Source organism: Bradyrhizobium sp. SZCCHNR1051, from assembly GCF_032489615.1.
In the GTDB taxonomy this organism is placed as follows: domain Bacteria; phylum Pseudomonadota; class Alphaproteobacteria; order Rhizobiales; family Xanthobacteraceae; genus Bradyrhizobium.
This window is the reverse complement of the sequence record NZ_JAUEYJ010000003.1, coordinates 163,444-181,780: the sequence shown is the minus strand read 5'-3', so window position 1 is coordinate 181,780 and position 18,337 is coordinate 163,444. Positions and strand designations below refer to the sequence as shown.

Sequence of the window (18,337 nt, the reverse complement as noted above, 5' to 3'; positions counted from 1 at the left end):
CGCCATGCTGCGGACGGTGAAGTCGCAGGGTCCTGGCCTCCCGACGCTGAGGTCCGCGCAATGCGCGTCATGCGCGCGTTGTCGCCACGGTGGCAAACAAGCCGGTCACCGAGGAGACTGCGTATAAATCGTAAAGCCATCGCGCAGGGAGGGCCGGGTCATTCCGGCTGTACCTGTGGTTCTGCCGCCTGCATTTTTTCTTGCAGGCGGACCGCAGGCCTCAGCCGAGGCCTGGCTCTCCCTGCGCCCTCTGCTTCAAGAGGGTGTCCCGATGATCACAGCTCGGACGCGAAACGCGCCGCGAGAACGCGGGGGCATATTTGTTTGCACAGCCCGCGCGCCGAATCAGGTGTCGGCTATGTCTCCGGGCTACCATCAAGCCGGACGATGACGGCGCAGCAAATCGGCAGCGCTTCGAGATGGCGGAAACGACGCTCATCGTGTCACGTCACCTGGTCCTGCCGCGCCACTATCTCGCAAACGACCGCGACGGCGCCACATGCAGTGCGTAGGCATCGGCCGCCTCGCTCACGCGCGGATAGAGTTCGGTCACCAGCGGATCGTGGCCAGGAATGAAGCGGTCGGGATGCCCGGCGAGGCGCTCGATGATCTCCCAGCCCTGGATCATGTCGCCGATATTGAGCACGATCGGAAACGGGCTGCGGCGCTGCAGGTTGGCGTAGTAGTGCGCGGCGTCGGAGGCGAGCACGACCGGGCCGCGCGCGGTGTCGACGCGCACCACCTGGAGCCCGTCGGAATGGCCGCCGACCCGGTGCACGGTGACGCCCGGCGCGACCTCGCCGTCGCCGTTGTGGAAGGTGACGCGGTCGCCATAGACGTGGCGCACCATGGTGGTGACGTGCTCGACCGTGAACGGGTAGCGCAGCATGCCGTTGCACATGCAGCGGCCGGTGGCATAGGCCATCTCGCGCTCCTGCAGATGAAAGCGCGCGTTCGGGAAGCGGTCGAGATTGCCGGCGTGATCGTAGTGCAGATGGGTCACGATGATGTCGCGGATGCCGCCCGCGTCGACGCCGAAGGAAGCGAGCGCGTCGATCGGATCGCGCGTCAGGGTGCGGTGGCGGATCTCGGCCTCCGCGGCGTTGAAGCCGGTATCGACCAGGATGTCGCGCCCGTCACGGCGGATCAGCCACACGAAATAGTCGAGGTCTTGCGCCATGCTGTCGTGCGGATCGGGCTGCAGGAAGTTCATGTGCGGCGTGCGCGGCGACATCGTCGCATAGCGCAGCGCGTAGATCTCGGCAGCGTTCCCCATGATGGCCTTCTCGTTGGTTGGGCACGGCCGCCATCGAGCCATCGGCAGGGATCGAGGTCAATCGCATCGAGGTCAATCGCGGTGCGCGTCGAACCGGACGGTGCGCTGCCGCGACACAGCGTGAGGCATCTCACATTTCAAGCCATTGGGATCGTTGCATGGTCCGCTCGTGTCATGACCCGCAGCTCGCAAGAGGCTCCTGCGGGCGGTCGCCGCCTCAGACGATTCTTCAACCTCTGCAAGCGGTTGACGTGCCGTCACGGCGATTTGATAATGCCTGACGCGTGGGATATGGTCGCCGCGGCGCAAGCTGGACGGCGCCTGATTGCTGACCGCTGGACCGCCATCGTGATGACTTTCCGCCTGCTGTTGCCGCTCGGCCTGATGTTCTCCGTCGCGTTCTCGGCCGTGGTCTCGGCCGTGGTCTCCTGGCCCGCGCACGCGGCCGGCGACCGCTTCGCGCTGGTGATCGGCAATGCAAAATATCCGGATGCCGAGGCGCCGCTCAAGGAGCCGGTCAACGATGCCCGCGATCTCACCGACGAGTTGAAGCGCGACGGTTTCAGCGTCGAGACCCTGGAAAATGCCGGCGGCGACGCGATGCGCCGCGGCCTCGATCGGTTTTATGGCAAGATCAAGCCAGGCTCGGTGGCGCTGCTGTTCTTCTCCGGCTATGGCATCCAGTCGAGCCGGCAGAGCTACATGATCCCGGTCGATGCGCAGATCTGGCAGGAGGCCGACGTGCGGCGCGACGGCATCGGCCTCGAGCAGGTGCTGCAGGAGATCAACAGCCGCGGCGCCGGCGTGAAGATCGCGCTGCTCGATGCCTCCCGGCGCAATCCCTATGAGCGCAGGTTCCGCACCGCCTCGGCCGGGCTCGCTCCGGTCATCGCACCGAGCGGTACTTTGGTGATGTACTCGGCGGCGCTGTCCGCTGTCGTGACGGATGGCGGGCGCGATCGCAGCCTGTTCGTGCAGGAGCTGCTGAAGGAGATCCGCGTTCCCGATCTCACCGCCGAGGAGACGCTGAACCGCACCCGCGTCGGCGTCACCCGCGCGTCGCGCAGCGAGCAGGTGCCGTGGATCTCGTCGTCGCTGGCGGAGGACTTCTCCTTCGTGCCGGGCAACGGCGTCAGGCCGACGCCGCCGGCCGAGAGCAGTGTCGCACCTGCACCTGCGCCTGCGCCGACCCCGACACAGGTCGTGGTGGCGCCGCCGGTGCCGTCACCGCTGCCGCCGGCTCCGCCCGCGCCGCAGCCGACGCCGGTGCAGAAGGTGGATACCCCGCCGCCCGCGCCGCCGGTTGCTCCAGCGCCGCCGGTGTCCGCGCCATCTCCTGTGATCGCGAACGTGGCGCCCGCCGCTCCGGCTGTGCCCGCGGCCCCCGCCGCTCCGGCAGCGCCTGCGCAGGATCCGTTCGCCGACGATCCGACGATCAAGAGCCTGAGCGCCAAGATCGCGGCCAATCCGGAGGATGCCGGCGCGCTGTACCGGCGCGGCCAAGTGTATGCGAGCAAGGGCGCCTACGCGCAGGCGATCCGCGATTTCGACGACACCATCCGGATCAATCCGAAGGACGTCGAGGCGCTCAACAACCGCTGCTGGGCCCGCACCGTCGTCGGCGAGCTGCAGCCTGCGCTGCGCGATTGCAACGAGGCGCTGAGGCTGCGGCCGAATTTCGTCGACGCGCTCGACAGCCGCGGGCTGGTCAATCTCAAGAGCGGCGCGGTCAAGAACGCCATCGCCGATTTCGATGCGGCGCTGAAGATCAATCCGCGGCTGACGTCGTCATTGTACGGCCGGGGCCTCGCCAAGCAGCGCAACGGCGCCGCGCAGGAGGGCGCGCTCGACATCGCCAACGCCAAGGCGATGGACCCCAACATCGTCCGCGAGTTCGAAGCTTACGGCGTGCGCTGATTTCTTGCGCGCGTCGGCCGGCCGGCTCGAACCATGCGGCAGGCCGGACCGACATAACAGCGGACAGCCGGGTGTCGCGAGCGGGCCTTCGCGACGGAGACCGGGATGATCAGTTCGCGTGAGGAGGGATGGCAATGACCGCACCGAAAACGAATTCGACCAGGACCGCCGGCCTGACGGCTCTCCTGGCCGTGACAGTTCTGAGCGCAGCCGCGTCGCTGAGCGCGACGCCGGCCTTCGCCGCCGATGATGTCAGCGAGGATCAGATCGTCCGCGCGTTGGCCGGGCCGAAGAGGCCGCTGACCCGCGGACTGTCGATGTCGCCGCCGTCCGAGGCCGCGCCTGCGGTCGCGCCCGAACAGGACAAGTTCCTGCAGAGCATTCGCGGCCGCTCGACGCGGTCGCTGTCCATGGCCGAGCGCGAGGAGATCGCCGCGGTCGCCAAGACCAAGCCGAACATCGACCTCGAGATCACCTTCGACTACAACTCCGCCAACATCAGCCAGAAGTCGCTGCCGTCGGTGCAGGCGCTCGGCCGGGCGCTGACGAACGCCGAGCTGAAGGGGTCGACCTTCGTCGTCGCCGGTCATACCGATGCCGCCGGTGGCGAGGCCTACAATCAGGACCTCTCCGAGCGCCGCGCCGATTCGATCAAGCGCTATCTGGTCGAGAAGTTCGGCATCGCCGGCGCCGACCTGGTGACAGTGGGCTACGGCAAGAGCAAGCTGAAGGATCCGAGCCAGCCGCTCGCCGAGGTGAACCGCCGCGTTCAGGTCGTCAACATGCAGAGCAAGACGGCGGCGGCCAAGTAGCGTCGCGTCCATCAAGCGCCGTCGGGGTCGCGTGGCCGGAAATCGAAGTGAACGGATGCGTCCCGCAGGATTGTGGGGCGCATCGCCTTGTCGGGGCGCCTCGCGCCAAATTCGCAGCATCCATAACCCGCATCTCGCGCCGACCGGATCCACCTGCCGATGAAGCTGCCAAAATCCCTCAAAACTGCGGCCAGCGCGGTCGTCTTCGTGGCTCTGTTCGCGGGCTATTACTGGTACGAGCATCGTTCCCATCACGCCGCCGAGGAGCCGCCGATGCAGGCCCAGGTGCTGGTGACCAAGGCGGTGAAGGCCTGCTTTTCCGATCTCGTGCGCGTCACCGGCTTCGTCATGGCCCGCCGCGAGGCGGTGGTCGGCGCCGACCAGGAAGGCTCGCGGGTCATCGACGTCCTGGTCAAGGAGGGCGACACCGTCACCGAGAACCAGGAGCTGGCGCGCCTGACGCCGCCACCGCCGCAGCCGGGAGCGCCGGCGGCGGCCGCGAACCGCCCGGTGTCGCTGCGTGCGCCGGCCGCAGGACTCGTCACCGAGGTCCGCACGATCGCCGGTGCGCCGGCCTCGCCGCAGGCCGGTCCGATGTTCCGTATCGCCGTCAACAACGAGCTGGAGCTCGACGCCGAAGTTCCGAGCATTCATCTCCTGAAGCTCGGCGCGGGCGCGCCGGTGCGCATCACCCGTGACAACCTTCCCGACATTGTCGGCCGCCTGCGCGTGGTGGCACCGCAGGTCGACCGGACCACCCAGCTGGGCCATGTCCGCATCGCATTGACCAGCAGTCCGTCGCTCAAGCCTGGCATGTTCGCGCGCGCCAATATCGATGCCCGGCGGAGCTGCGGCGTCGCCGTGCCCAACACGGCGATCGATCATCTCACCATCCAGGTCGTGAAGGGCAACACGATCGAGACCCGCCGGGTGCGGGTCGGCCTGGTGTCGGATACATCGAGCGAAATCCTCGACGGTCTGACAGAGGGTGAAATCGTGGTGGCCGACGCCGGCAGCTCGCTGCACGACGGCGACCAGATCAAGACCATGTTTGCCGAAGACATCGATCGCACGCGGGTACGCTGATGGCACTGAATATTTCGGCATGGTCGATCCGGAACCCGCTGCCATCGATCCTCTTCTCCATCATCCTGCTGATCCTGGGCTGGATGAGCTTCACCAAGCTCGCGGTCACGCGGCTGCCGAACGCCGACATTCCGGTGATCTCGGTCGCGGTGGCGCAATTCGGCGCGGCGCCCTCGGAGCTTGAATCCCAGGTCACCAAGATCATCGAGGACGGCGTCTCCGGCGTCGAGGGCGCGCGCCACATCCAGTCGCTGATCACCGACGGCCTGTCGGTGACGACGATTACGTTCGCGCTCGAGACCAACACCGATCGCGCCATCAACGACGTCAAGGACGCCGTGACCCGGGTGCGCTCCGATCTGCCGCAGAACGTCACCGAGCCGCTGATCTCGCGCGTCGACAAGATCGGCCTGCCGATCGTCACCTATGCGGCGATCTCGCCGGGCAAGACGCCGGAGCAGCTGTCGTTCTTCGTGGACGATGTGGTCAAGCGCGAGCTGCAGGGCGTGCGCGGCGTCAGCCAGGTCGAGCGCATCGGCGGTGTCGAGCGCGAGATCCTGGTCTCGCTCGATCCCGACCGGCTGCAGGCCATGGGGCTCACCGCGGTCAATGTCAGCCAGAGCCTGCGCGGCACCAATGTCGACGTCGCCGGCGGCCGCGCCGAGATCGGCAAGAACGACCAGGCGATCCGCACGCTTGCCGGCGCGAAAACGCTGAACGAGCTGTCCAACACGATGATTCCCTTGTTCGGCGGCGGCGAGGTCCGGCTCGCCGATCTCGGGACGGTCACCGACACGATCGCCGATCGCCGTACCTTTGCGCGCTTCAACGGCGAGCCGGTGGTCGCGCTCGGCATCAAGCGCTCCAAGGGAGCCAGCGACGTGGTCGTCGCGGCCGCCGTGCAGAAGCGCATCGACCAGGTGAAGGCCGCCCATCCCGACGTCGATCTGAAGCTGATCGACACCTCGGTCGAGTTCACCAAAGGCAACTACGAGGCCGCGATCTCGACCCTGTTCGAGGGCGCGATCCTGGCCGTCATCATCGTGCTCCTCTTCCTGCGCGACTTCAGGGCCACGGTGATCGCGGCGATATCGCTGCCGCTGTCGATCTTCCCCGCCTTCTGGGCGATGGACATCCTCGGCTTCTCGCTGAACATGGTCTCGTTCCTGGCGATCACGCTGTCGACCGGCATTCTCGTCGACGACGCCATCGTCGAGATCGAGAACATCGTGCGCCACATGCGGATGGGGAAGTCGCCCTATCGCGCCGCGCTCGATGCCGCCGACGAGATCGGGCTCGCGGTCATCGCGATCAGCCTCACCATCATCGCGATCTTTGCGCCGGCGAGCTTCATGTCCGGCATCGCCGGCCAGTTCTTCAAACAGTTCGGCATCACCGTCTCGGTGCAGGTGTTCTTCTCGCTGCTGGCGGCGCGCTTCGTCACGCCGATGCTGGCGGCCTACTTCCTCAAGCATCACGACCATGACGATCCGCCGCCGGGGTTCATCCTGCGTGCCTATCAGCGCATCGTGACCTGGTCGGTAAAGCACTACTTTGTCACGGTGCTGCTCGGCATCGGGATCTTCGCTGCCTCGATCTGGAGTACGACGCTGCTGTCGCAAGGGTTCTTGCCGGCGCAGGACGCGGCGCGATCGCTGCTCGCGATCGAGCTGCCGCCGGGCGCGCAGCTCGCCTACACCGAGAAGGTCACCGAGGACATCGTCGCGCGCCTGCGCAAGCGGCCAGAGGTCCGCAGCGTGTTCGTCGACGGCGGCCGGCTCCAGGGCGCGATGGAGGTTCGCCGCGCCGGAATGATCGTCAACTACACGCCGAAGACCGAGCGCAAGATCACCCAGAAAGAGCTCGAACTCGAGATCACCAAGGATCTCGAAACCATTCCGGACATCCGTTTCTGGTTCACCGACGAAAACGGTCTGCGCCCGATCAAGCTGGTGCTGACGGGCTCGGATCCCAAGCTGGTCGACAACGTTGCGAGCGAGCTCGCCTCGCAGATGAAGCGGATTCCGATCATCTCCAACGTGGTGTCGGACACTTCGCTCGACCGGCCGGAATTGCGGGTGCAGCCGCGCGCCGACCTGGCCGCTCGTCTGGGCGTGTCCACCGAAAGCCTGTCGCAGACGATCCGCGTCGCCACGATCGGAGATGTCGGACCGGCGCTGGCCAAGTATGACGCCGGCGGCCGGCTGGTCCCGATCCGGGTGCAGCTCGAGGATGCAGCGCGCAGCGACGTGAAGATCCTGGAACAGTTGCGGGTGCCGCTCGGCCAGTACGGCGAAAAGGGCGGCGTGCCGCTGGCGGTGGTCGCCGACATCAAGCTCGACCAGGGGCCGACCAGCATCAGCCGCTACGATCGCGGGCGGCAGGCGACCGTCGCCGCCGACCTCGTCGGACTGGCGGCGCTCGGTGACGCAACCAAGCAGATCGATGAGCTGCCGGTCAGAAAGAGCATGCCGGCCAGCGTCAAGCTGATCCCGTCCGATGACGCCGAAAGCCTGAACGAGCTGGCCTCTGGCTTCATCACGGCGATCACCGCGGGCCTGATGATCGTCTACGCCGTGCTGGTGCTGCTGTTCGGCACCTTCCTGCAGCCGATCACGATCCTGTTCTCGCTGCCGCTGTCGATCGGCGGGGCGATCGGCGCGCTGATGCTGACGGGCAAGCAGCTCACGATCCCGGTCTATATCGGCATGATGATGCTGATGGGCATCGTCACCAAGAACGCGATCATGCTGGTGGAGTTCGCGGTCGAGGCGATCCATGCCGGGATCAGGCGCGACGAGGCGATCATCGATGCTGGCATGAAGCGGGCGCGTCCGATCGTGATGACCACGATCGCGATGGTCGCCGGCATGATGCCGAGCGCGCTCGCGGTCGGTGCCGGCGGCGAGTTCCGCTCGCCGATGGCGCTGGCGGTGATCGGCGGGCTGGTGTTCTCGACCGTGCTGTCGCTGTTGTTCGTGCCGGCGATGTTCCTGGTGATGGACGATGTCGGCGCGCTGTTCGCCCGGCTCGGCCGCAAGCTGATCGTCTCCTCCGGCGATGCCGCCGACGAGGCGCAGTCCGGCCATGGGCCGGAGGCGGGGCATCAGCCCAAGTCGCCGCCGTCGGCGATGTCGCCGGCTGCGGAATGAGATGACGTGCGGGAACGAACTGTCTCAGTTCGCGGTCGAGGGCGTACGGCGGCGCGCGCTGAGATCGTGGGCCTCGCTCGGCGTGCTCTCGAGCGGCGCGGCGGTCTCAGGCGGAACGATCAGGGCAACGAAGCCCTGGCTCGCGCCCTCCAGGCCGAACAGCTTGGTCCGGAGCGTGAAATCGGCCCGCACCGAACGTCGCGCCTGCGCCGCCGCAGCTTGCATGCCCGAGATGCAGGAGATGTCGGAGTCGTAGCACAGCGCCGCCCAGCCTTGCGCGGTCAGCACTTTGGACGGAGGCTGCAGCTCGTGCGGGTGCACCAGCGCCATTTCATAGCGCGGATGGTCGGGACTGTAGAACGCGGCGGCAAAAGCAAGGCCGTCGTCGCCGCCGACGGCGGGAAGGACGCCGTTCGACGCCGTCCGCCACAGGCGGTCGAGCTCGGTCACGGCCGGCTCATAGAAGTTGCGGCCCTCGTTCAACGGAACGTAGTTCCGGTACAATGCATGGAGGGGCGCCACGACGGTGGCCGCGAATGCCGCGATCGCGATCGTCGCGGCGGCGAGATTGATCGTGATGTCGCGGGGAGCGTGATAGCTCGCGCCGCACACGATCACGATGACGAACAGGAAGATGCCCTGCAGGCCCCACAGCGGCGGCATGTCGGTGCCGAACACGACCGAGACCAGTGTGGGGAACACAACGGTCCCGATGCTGATTGTCGCCAGCAGCCGGAGCCCGGGTTCGAGGCTGAGCGCATCGTTCAGCACGCGGGTGGGGCGAGGCCGCGTCATGGCGAGCCATATGAGGCCGGGGATACCGGCGATGCCGGCCATCGCCAGCAGGAAACCGCTGCCCTCGACCAGGGCGGCCCCAGCGGTCTTGCCGACGTGATGCTCGATCGCATGCGAGAACGGCTGGGCGCCGGTCGTGGCCAGCCAATAGATGTGGGGTGCGAGCGCGGCCAAGCCGGACAGCGCCGCGATCCAGGGCGCGGACGAGGTGAAATAGGCGCGACGCTCGCCGTGACACAACGCTGCGACCGCAAAGCCCGCGATCAGGAAGACCGCGTAGTACTTGCCGAGCATGGCGAGTGCCGCGGTCAGGCCGGCCGCGACGGCCCAGCCGAAGTGACGCGTCTCGAAGGAGCGCAGGAAGCACCACGTCGCCAGCGGCCAGCTCGACAGCAGCACGGCGTTGGCGTTGAAGCGCTGCGCATGCAGTTGATAGACCGGCAGCAGCATGAGCAGCAGCAGTACGACAAGGCGCTTGTCACCGCGCGCGAAACGCCGGGTGATGAGGTCGACAGCCCAGAGGCCGACCGCGGCGTTGGTCAGCGCCAGCAGGTTGAACGACCAGTTGGTCAGCGGAAACACGGTGGTCCAGGCCCGCGCGGCCCAGCCCATCAGCGGCGGATGCTTGGTCGAGCCCCAGTCGAAGCTGCGTCCGAGCGACCAGGTTTCGATCACGTCCTGGTGGAGATCGCCTCCCAGATAGGCGATCGAGAAATACACCATCCAGACCGCGACGAACCCGACGATCAAGGCCGGAACGGCCCAACCATCCTCCACGGCGTCGATCCAGACCGCGAGAGCTTTGCGCCAACGGCCAACCGAACCACTGGCCTCGATCGCGATCGCCGGCAACGCAAGACTCATGACTTTACTTCCAACCACGCTCGCCTGGCGCGCAAAGCTCCACCCGCGCGCAGCCGCGCGCGAGCAAATGGAACTCTCCGCCGCCGGATTGAACCCTGTTAGAATTGTTAAAAAGAGTTCATGTCGCAAATTGTGAGGCGTGGTGGCCCAATTGCGATCATGTTTGGCCGATGCCGATACCAAACGATGCACGACGGGCGGTTCCCGCCATGGACCGGACCCGCAATCGACAAATTCGCGGTGAACGAAGCTGGGCGCCCGGCTTGCTACTCGTTGCGTGCGATCGTGTTCAGCTTCGTCAGGTCATGCAGCAGGATGCGGCCGCGTTGCAGATCCAGGATCTTGTCCTTGCGCCAGGCCTGCAACTGGCGGTTCACGCTTTCACGCGCCGCGCCGACGAAGACGCCGAGCTGTTCCTGCGAGATATGAACCTCGGAGCCGAAATCCTCCGCCAGCGCGCACAGCCGGCGTGCCAGCCGGACCGGCAGCGGCTGCAGCACCGATTCCTCCATTCGCTCGCTCTGCCAGCGGATGCGCTGGCACAGCAGCTGAATGATCCTGATCGCCACCTTGGGCTCGCGTTCCAGGAAGCTGAGGAAATCCTCGCGGCGAAGCACGAACAGCTCGGACGCTTCACCGGCCGTGGCGTCCGCCGTGCGCTCCTGCCCGTCGAGCACGGCGACCTCGCCGAACAGATCGCCGGGTCCCATGAAGTTGAGGGTCAGTCGGCTGCCGTCGGTGGCGCCGGTCTCGATGCGAATCTGGCCGCGCCGCACCCCGAACAGGGCATTGCCGGGATCGCCCTTCTGGAATAGCACCTCGCCCGACGACAGATGCTGGGTGTGGCAGAGGCTCGAGATTCGCTGCAGCTCGTCCGCGCCGAGGTCGGCGAACATCGGGTTCATCTTCAGAATGACCGCAAATTCGGCCTGCTTGCTCATCACTATACCTTCGGCAGTGGTTCAAAGCCCGAGTTACAGAATCCGCCCGGGCGGAAGTGTGTCATAAGTCACATAATGGCGCACGCGCTCACGACTATGTTGGTCGCTCTCGGAGCGGTCTTCGTTCCGAGAAAAATTCGGATTGAACCGGGTCGGCGTTGCCGCACGCTAACCCGTGGAGACCGCTCGCGCCTTGCGCTTGGGACATCGACATGAAGGCATTGAAGATCGCAGGCGGTTTGATTGGCGCCGTCATCGTCGTGCTCGCTCTGGCGCTCGCTTTTGGACTTCCGGCGAGCTTCCTCACGGTCGCCATCCAGGACCGCGTCGAGCGTGACACCGGCTATCGCCTGAGCATCGCCGGCTCGGCAAGCGTCAGCCTGTGGCCGTCGCTGCATGCGACCCTGATGGACATCACCCTGCAGGATCCGAAGGAGCGGGACGGCAACAATCGGCTGACGATCGGCAAGCTGCAGGCCGACGTGGCGCTGTCGAGCCTGTGGTCCGGCCGGCCCGACATCGGCGAGATCATCATCGACAAGCCCACACTCTATCTGCCGCTGCTGCGCGAACGGCTGCGGGACAACGCGCCGCGCAGCCGTGCCTCGGCGAAGTCGGAAGCGGCGCCTGCGGTCCGGATCGAACGGGTCACCGTCAGGGACGGCGCCGTCATCCTTTCCAACCCGCGCGACCGCGTCGAGAATCGGCTCGAGGGCATCGGCGCGACGGCGTCTCTGTCCGACGGCAAGGTCAAGATCACGGGCGCGGCCCGTGCCGGCGACCGCCCGGTGACGTTCGACGTCTCAGCGGCGGCGCCTGCGCTGCCAATTGACCGCCAGACGCTGCCAGTCGACTTCAAGATCGACGTGGCCAATGCATCTCGCGGAGTCCTTGCTGGCCGCGCCGACGTTCGGCTGAATGGCCCGGTGGTGATGATCAACGGCCTCAGCGGTACGCTTGGCGATGGCGATTTCAACGGCTGGGCCTCGGTCGATCTCGCGAGCAAGCCGCTGGTGAAGGTCGATCTCGACGTTCGCCGGCTCGACTTGGGAGCGCCTGCGGGGCAGGGCTCTGCCGGCGTGTCGGGATGGAGCACGGCGGCAATCGACTTGCGCGGTCTCAACTACGTCGATGCGCGCGTGAAGCTGTCGGCGACGGATGTCGTTCTCTCCGGGGCTCGCCTCGGTCCGCTCGATCTCGAAGCCTCGCTGGCCGGCGGCCTGCTGAAGGCGACCGTCGCCAATCTTGGCGCCTATGAGGGGCAGGCCAGCGGCGAGGTCGTGATCGACGCCTCCACGGGCAATCCGGCCTATGCGATGCACTGTGATCTCGTCGGCATCCGCGCGCTGCCGCTGCTCTCGAGCGTCGCCGGATTCGACAAGCTCGATGCGCGGATGCAGGGCAAGCTGGCCTTGCGCTCCAGCGGCGCCAGCCAGCAGGCTCTCATGAGCAACCTGAGCGGTTCGGCGTTCCTGCTGTTCCAGGACGGTGCGATCCGCGGCATCAACGTCGCGCAGATGATCCGCTCATTGACGGCCAATCCGCTGTCGGGATGGCAGGATTCGAAGGAGCTGACGACCGATCTTACGCAACTCTCGGCCTCGTTCCAGGTCGAGCGTGGGCAGGCCGCCACCAGTGACTTCAACCTGGTCGGACCGCTGGTCAAGGTCACCGGTGCGGGGACGATCGATCTGGGCAATCGGGCGCTGGCGATGCGCGTCGAGCCGAAGCTCGTGATGACGACCGAGGGGCAGGGTCGCACCTCGGAGCCGATCGGCCTTGGGATTCCCGTCGTCATCGACGGCCCCTGGAGTCAGCCGCGCTTCTACCCCGACATCGCCGGCATCCTCGACAATCCGGATGCTGCCTACGCCAGGCTCAAGCAGATGGGCCAGGGCCTGTTCGGCAAAGACGGAGCCGGGCTGAACAATCTGATCAACGGCATCGGCGGCCTCATCGGAAATGCTGCGCCCAACGCCGGTTCGAACGGCGCGCCATCGACGGTGGCTCCGAACGCGCAGGCCCCGGCGGCCGGCCAATCCGACCTGCTCGGCGGCGATCTCGGATCGGCGATCGGCAATCTGATTCAGCAAGGGCTGCAGCAGGGCGCGCAGCCGCAGGCCAAGGGCCGCGGCCGTACGCTGGTTGCGCCCCAGGGCGGCGCTGTTCCGCCGTCTTCGGGCGATGCCGGCCAGGGCCCGGCGGAGGCCGCCCCCGCCGAGCCTCGGCAGGACGGCGCGCAGGATAGCCAGCCGATGAACGACGTACTGAAGCGAATCTTCAATAGGTAATATAGAACCGCAGGCAACCGAATCCGCAGGGATCTCCTCCGAGCGGTGGAGGGGTTCAAGGCCAACCGCGCAAACAACGGGCGGCGCGGGTGCGCACTGCACGCGCGGCTCTGCTTGTCATTCTGTGCTAAACGGATGCCGGCGATGGACCGTCTCGCACTCGAGCGGTCCCGTCTCCGAGGTGTCGCTGCCGCGAGGACGGCAGCGGACGCGCTTGTCCGAGGCTGACCTCGGCGATGACGCGCGTGAGGGGTCCGGATGAACGAGGTCGAGAACAGAGGCTGGTCGTTGCGGCAGGGCCTGTTCGCCAAATACGTCGTGTCGCTGGTCGGGCTCGTCGTGTTCGTCCTGGCCGTGAATGGCGCGACCGAAACTTGGATCAGCTATCAGTCCACCAAAGCGAGCCTGACCGCCGCCATGGCCGAAAAGGCCGACGCCAGCGCCCGGCGGATCGATCAGGCGCTCTCGGATCTGCAGCGACAGATCAGCTGGGTGACGCGGGCGAGCGCCAATACGCTGGAGCTCCGCCGCGCCGACTATGTGCAACTGCTGAGTCAGGCGCCGGCCGTGCGGCAGCTGTATCAGCTCGACGGCCAGGGTCGCGAGCAGCTCCGGGTGTCACGCACCTCGATCGCGTTCTCCTCGGGCAACGATCTGTCGCGCGATCTGCGCTTCACCGACACCGTCACGCACGGCAGCAATTTCTCCGCTGTGACCTTCAAGGGTGCGCAGCCGATGATGTCGATCTCGGTCGCGCATTCCGGCTTCAATGCCGGTGTGACCGTGGCCGACATCGACCTCGACTTTCTCGAAGACTTCATGACCGAGGCGCAGATCGGCAAGGTCGGCACCGCCTACGTGGTGGATCCGCGCGGCCAGGTGCTGGCGAGCTCGGCGAGGGGGCCGGCGGTCGGTCAGGACCTCTCCAAGCTGCCGCAGGTCGCGGCGGCGCTCACGCCGGATGGCCAGCCGCTGGCCTCCGGCACGGACAGCGCCGGGCACGCCGTGCTCTCGGCGGTCGCGACGCTCCCCAAGCTCGGCTGGTCCGTGTTCTTCGAACAGTCTACCGCGCACGCATTGGCGCCGATCCGCGATCAGCTGTTGCGCGGGGCGCTGTTGATTGCGCTCGGTCTTGCCGTTGCGATCCTCGCGGGCTCGCTGCTGGCGCGACGCATGCTCGTCCCGATCACCGCGTTGCGCGCCGGCGCGCGCAAGCTCGGCGCCGGAGATTTCGCCCAGCGCATCGAGGTGAAGACGCATGACGAGCTGGAGGAGCTCGCCGATCAGTTCAACAGCATGGCCGGCCAGCTCGCGCAGTCCTATGCCGTGCTGGAAGCCAAGGTCGAGGAGCGTACGCGCGATCTGGCTCAGTCGATCAATGAGCTGAAGGTGCTCGAGGAGGTCGGCCGCGCGGTGGCCTCCTCGCTCGATCTCAATGCCGTGCTGCCGACGGTGGCGGCCCGGGCGCTGGAGATCACCAAGACCGACGCCGTGCTGATCTATTCCTATGAGGCCGCCGAACGCCGCTTCAGGCTGGTCGAGGCCAAGGGTGTCGACCGGGACGGCGCGCACAATGTGCTCGACGAGCGGACGAGCCTGCTCTCCGACTCCGTGCGCAGCGGTGAGCCGATCGCGATCGCCGAGCTCGAAAGCGCACCCGATCACCCGCTGCGTGACGTCGCGGTCGCTGCCGGTTTTCACGCCGTGCTGTTCACGCCGCTGGTCGATCAGCAGGGCGTGCTCGGCGCGCTCGTGGTGCTCCGCCGGTCGGCCGGCACGTTCCCGCCGAACCTGATCGGACTGATGCGGACGTTTGCCAACCAGGCCGTGCTGGCGATGCGCAACGCACGACTGTTCACCGAGGTCGATCAGAAGGGCCGCGAGCTCGCGCTGACCCACGCAACGGTGCAGCAGCAGGCCGAAAAGCTCACCGAGCAGACCGAGCAGCTGCGCGAATGGAACAAGTCGCTCGAGGAGCGGGTCGAGAAGCAACTGGCGGAGATCGAGCGGATCAGGCGGCTGGAGCGCTTCCTGGCGCCGCAGGTGGCGCAGATCATCGCGTCGTCGGACGGCCATGATGCGCTGCTGGAAAGCCACCGCCGCGAGGTCACGGTGGTGTTCTGCGATCTGCGCGGCTTCACAGCGTTTACCGAGACGACCGAGCCCGAAGAGGCGATGAACGTGCTGCGCGAATATCACGCCGCGCTCGGCAAGCTCATCTTCAAATATGAGGGCACGCTCGATCGCTATGCCGGCGACGGCGTGATGATCCTGTTCAACGCGCCGATCCCGTTCGAGGATCACACCATGCGCGCGGTGAAGATGGCGCTCGAAATGCGCGACGAGATCGGCCGATTGACGGAGCGCTGGAAAAATCGCGGCCACAGCCTGGGGTTCGGCGTCGGCATTGCACTGGGGTATGCGACGCTCGGCCAGGTCGGCTTCGAGCACCGGCTCGAATACGCCGCGATCGGCAGCGTCACCAATCTCGCCTCGCGGCTGTGCGACGAAGCCAAGGCAGGACAAGTGATCGTGTCGCGCCGGGTGTTCGGCGTGGTCGAACAGTCGGTCGACGCCAGGCCGATCGACGACCTGCATCTCAAAGGCTTCAATCACCCGGTGCTGGCGATGGAGATCCTGCGCTGGCGCGGGGAGGGCGCCGACGTGGTCGAAGTCGAGGAGCGGCGGCGATCGTCGGCGACTAACAAGTAGGGCGGGCAAAGGCGCGCGGCGCCTTGCTCGTCGTCGACGGCAGTCTCGCGCGCCCCCGTGCCCATCGCTGTCGTTTGACGAAGGATGGTGGGCACGGGTCGCCTTCGGCGCTTTGCCCACCGGACGAAGCTCGGCTCAATAGGCCTGCTTCGCATCGGCCTCCTCGCTGGTCTGGATCAGGTCCAGGCTCTCCTCGATCTTGCCGATCAGGCGGTCGAACGTCTTGCGCTCGTCGGCGGACAGGCATGCCATGATTTCGCGCTCTCGCTGCTGCAAACGCGGGATCAGCTCCTCGTAAAGCGTCTTGCCCTTACGTGTCAGGCGCAGACGGAACTCGCGGCGATCCTCGGCGTTCTCGACGCGCTCGATCAGCCGCCGCTCCAGCAACGACGTCACGGCCCGGCTTATGGTCGATTTGTGCGTGCGGGTGCACGCCGCGACATATTGCGCGCTGCAGGCCTCGCGGCGGAAGCCGAGCGTCGCGAGCACGCGCCATTCCGGAATGTCGAGCCCATAGCGCTCCCGATATTCGATGGCGAGCGCCGCGCTGACCTCGGCGGCCAGACGGTTGAGCCGGAATGGCGCGAACTTGAACAGGTCGAGCCGCTCGTCTTCCTGCGGCACTGCCGCATTTCGGTCATCCTCGACCGGCTTCGCCTGCCGCCTGGACGCCGCGGTGGATGGCTTCGCCAAAATCGCGCTCCGATTTTTGAGTTGACGCGGCCGAAGCCGTCGGCTTTAGAATAGTTGCAGGTGAGACTATCTGGCAAGACGGCCGAATGGCCTCACCCGAGGAAATGTCGGTCGCTTCGAAACTCCAAGAAAACCACAAGGCGAGCAAGCCATGGTGCAAGCCAATCCGGGGCGGGGCGCGAGCCAGGCGAAGGTTCAGTTCGGCTATCATCGGCACGAAGACCAGGATCAGGCCACGCCAGCCGCGCATCCGGTCGTCGTCGTGGGTGCGGGTCCCGTCGGGCTGTCGTTCGCGATCGATCTTGCGCAGCGCGGCCATGCCGTCGTGGTGCTCGATGATGCCGACCGTATCGGCGAGGGCTCGCGCGCGATCTGCTTCTCCAAGCGCTCGCTGGAATATTGGGATCGCCTCGGCGTCGGTGACCGGATGGTCGACAAGGGCGTGGTGTGGAACGTCGGCCGCATCTTTCACGGTCCGTCCGAGCTCTATCAGTTCAATCTGCTGCCGGAGCCCGGGCACAAGCGGCCGGCCTTCATCAACCTGCAGCAGTTCTACGCCGAGGCCTATCTGGTCGATCGCGTCAACGCGCTGCCGGAGATCTCGCTGCGCTGGCGCAACAAGGTGACGGCGCTGGAGCAGCGCAACGATCATGTCGTGCTGACGATCGAGACGCCGGATGGCCCCTATCGGCTGTCGGCGCAATATGTGATCGCCTGCGACGGCGCGCGCTCGTCGCTGCGCCAGATGGTCGGCGCGGGTTTTTCCGGCAAGGTGTTCGAGGATCAGTTCCTGATCGCCGACGTCAGGATGACGGCTGAATTCCCCACCGAGCGCTGGTTCTGGTTCGATCCGCCATTCCATGCCGGGCGCTCGGCGCTGTTGCACCGGCAGCCGGACAATGTCTGGCGCATCGACCTGCAGCTCAGTCGGTATGCCGATCCCAACGTCGAGAAGCAGCCGGAGAATGTGCGGCCACGGATCGCGCGCATGCTCGGCCATGACCAGTTCGAATTCGAATGGATCTCGCTCTACAAATTCCAGTGCCGGCGCATGGAGCGCTTCATTCATGGTCGCGTCGTTTTTGCCGGCGATTCCGCCCATCAGGTCTCGCCGTTCGGCGCGCGCGGTGCCAATTCGGGGCTGGAGGATGCCGAGAACCTGGCCTGGAAGCTCGATCGCGTGCTGCGCGGTACCTCGCCCGCGGCGCTGCTCGAAACCTATCATCTGGAGCGAAGCGCAGCGGCTGACGAAAACATTCGCGAGTCCACGCGGGCGACGGATTTCATGGCGCCGAATTCGCACCAGGAGGCGCGGCTGCGCAAGGTGGTGCTAGCGCTCGCCAGGGACACCGAATTCGGCAAGCGCATGGTCAATGGCGGCCGGCTGTCGGTTCCCTCGGTCTACCAGACGCCGCTGTCGACCGAAGACGACGAGGCTTGGCACAGTGGCCCTCGTCCGGGAACATCGATGCCGGATGCGCCGCTCGAGACGGCAGACGGACGGCACCTTCATCTCACCGATGCATTCAATGCTCAGGGCCGGCGTTTCACCCTGCTGTCCTTTGCCAATGGTGAGGCGATCGATGTGCCCGACGATGTCGGTGTCGTCAGCATCGGCGGTCCGAATGGACTTGCCGATGGCGAGGGTTTCGCGGGCAAGCGTTACGGAGCCGAACCCGGCACATCCTATCTGCTGCGTCCGGACGGCTATGTCGCGGCGCGCTTCCGGCACCCGCGCCGGGCCGCGATCGCGGCGGCGGTCGCACGCGCCTCCGGCCTGAGCTGAGGAGCCGCAACG

11 protein-coding genes are annotated in these 18,337 nt (G+C 66.4%); 7 read left to right on the top strand and 4 right to left on the bottom strand.

Going from position 1 to position 18,337, the window contains the following annotated elements; genetic code table 11:
• Positions 1-469: 469 nt before the first annotated feature.
• Entirely contained in the window at positions 470-1,276 is an 807-nt protein-coding gene (locus QW868_RS04470) for an N-acyl homoserine lactonase family protein (RefSeq protein ID WP_316229995.1), read from the bottom strand.
• A gap of 273 nt (positions 1,277-1,549) precedes the next feature.
• Between QW868_RS04470 and QW868_RS04465 the strand changes: the two genes are divergently transcribed.
• From QW868_RS04465 to QW868_RS04450, 4 genes are all read left to right on the top strand, one after another.
• Entirely contained in the window at positions 1,550-3,193 is a 1,644-nt protein-coding gene (locus QW868_RS04465) for a caspase family protein (protein WP_316229994.1), read from the top strand.
• Positions 3,194-3,327: 134 nt separating this feature from the next.
• Positions 3,328-4,005, top strand: a complete 678-nt coding sequence (locus QW868_RS04460; protein WP_315811968.1) for an OmpA family protein — start codon at positions 3,328-3,330, stop codon at positions 4,003-4,005.
• Between the two features lie 159 nt (positions 4,006-4,164).
• On the top strand, positions 4,165-5,091 hold the full coding sequence (locus tag QW868_RS04455; RefSeq protein WP_315740767.1) for an efflux RND transporter periplasmic adaptor subunit: 927 nt from the start codon (positions 4,165-4,167) through the stop codon (positions 5,089-5,091).
• Positions 5,091-8,243 (top strand): efflux RND transporter permease subunit, encoded by a 3,153-nt coding sequence (locus tag QW868_RS04450; protein ID WP_316229993.1) that lies wholly within the window; start codon positions 5,091-5,093, stop codon positions 8,241-8,243. The genes QW868_RS04455 and QW868_RS04450 overlap by 1 nt, the downstream gene beginning before the upstream one ends.
• A gap of 24 nt (positions 8,244-8,267) precedes the next feature.
• Here the strand turns inward: QW868_RS04450 and QW868_RS04445 are convergent, their stop codons facing one another.
• Both QW868_RS04445 and QW868_RS04440 read right to left on the bottom strand, forming a co-directional pair.
• Complete coding sequence (locus QW868_RS04445) at positions 8,268-9,902, bottom strand: glycosyltransferase family 39 protein (RefSeq protein WP_316229992.1); 1,635 nt, start codon at positions 9,900-9,902, stop codon at positions 8,268-8,270.
• Between the two features lie 266 nt (positions 9,903-10,168).
• On the bottom strand, positions 10,169-10,843 hold the full coding sequence (locus tag QW868_RS04440; protein WP_315740764.1) for a Crp/Fnr family transcriptional regulator: 675 nt from the start codon (positions 10,841-10,843) through the stop codon (positions 10,169-10,171).
• Positions 10,844-11,055: 212 nt separating this feature from the next.
• Here QW868_RS04440 and QW868_RS04435 point away from each other — a divergent pair, with 212 nt between their 5' ends.
• Together QW868_RS04435 and QW868_RS04430 are read left to right on the top strand one after the other, a co-directional pair.
• Positions 11,056-13,134 (top strand): AsmA family protein, encoded by a 2,079-nt coding sequence (locus QW868_RS04435; RefSeq protein ID WP_316229991.1) that lies wholly within the window; start codon positions 11,056-11,058, stop codon positions 13,132-13,134.
• Between the two features lie 258 nt (positions 13,135-13,392).
• The gene (locus QW868_RS04430; RefSeq protein WP_316229990.1) at positions 13,393-15,846 is read left to right on the top strand and encodes an adenylate/guanylate cyclase domain-containing protein; all 2,454 of its coding nucleotides are present in this window, start codon (positions 13,393-13,395) and stop codon (positions 15,844-15,846) included.
• A 135-nt stretch (positions 15,847-15,981) separates the two neighbouring features.
• Here QW868_RS04430 and QW868_RS04425 read toward each other — a convergent pair whose 3' ends face one another.
• Positions 15,982-16,539: a MarR family winged helix-turn-helix transcriptional regulator gene (locus QW868_RS04425; protein ID WP_315757243.1), complete on the bottom strand. Its 558-nt coding sequence runs from the start codon at positions 16,537-16,539 to the stop codon at positions 15,982-15,984.
• A 151-nt stretch (positions 16,540-16,690) separates the two neighbouring features.
• Between QW868_RS04425 and QW868_RS04420 the strand changes: the two genes are divergently transcribed.
• Positions 16,691-18,325, top strand: a complete 1,635-nt coding sequence (locus tag QW868_RS04420) for an FAD-dependent oxidoreductase (protein WP_316229989.1) — start codon at positions 16,691-16,693, stop codon at positions 18,323-18,325.
• The last annotated feature ends 12 nt before the right edge of the window (positions 18,326-18,337 follow it).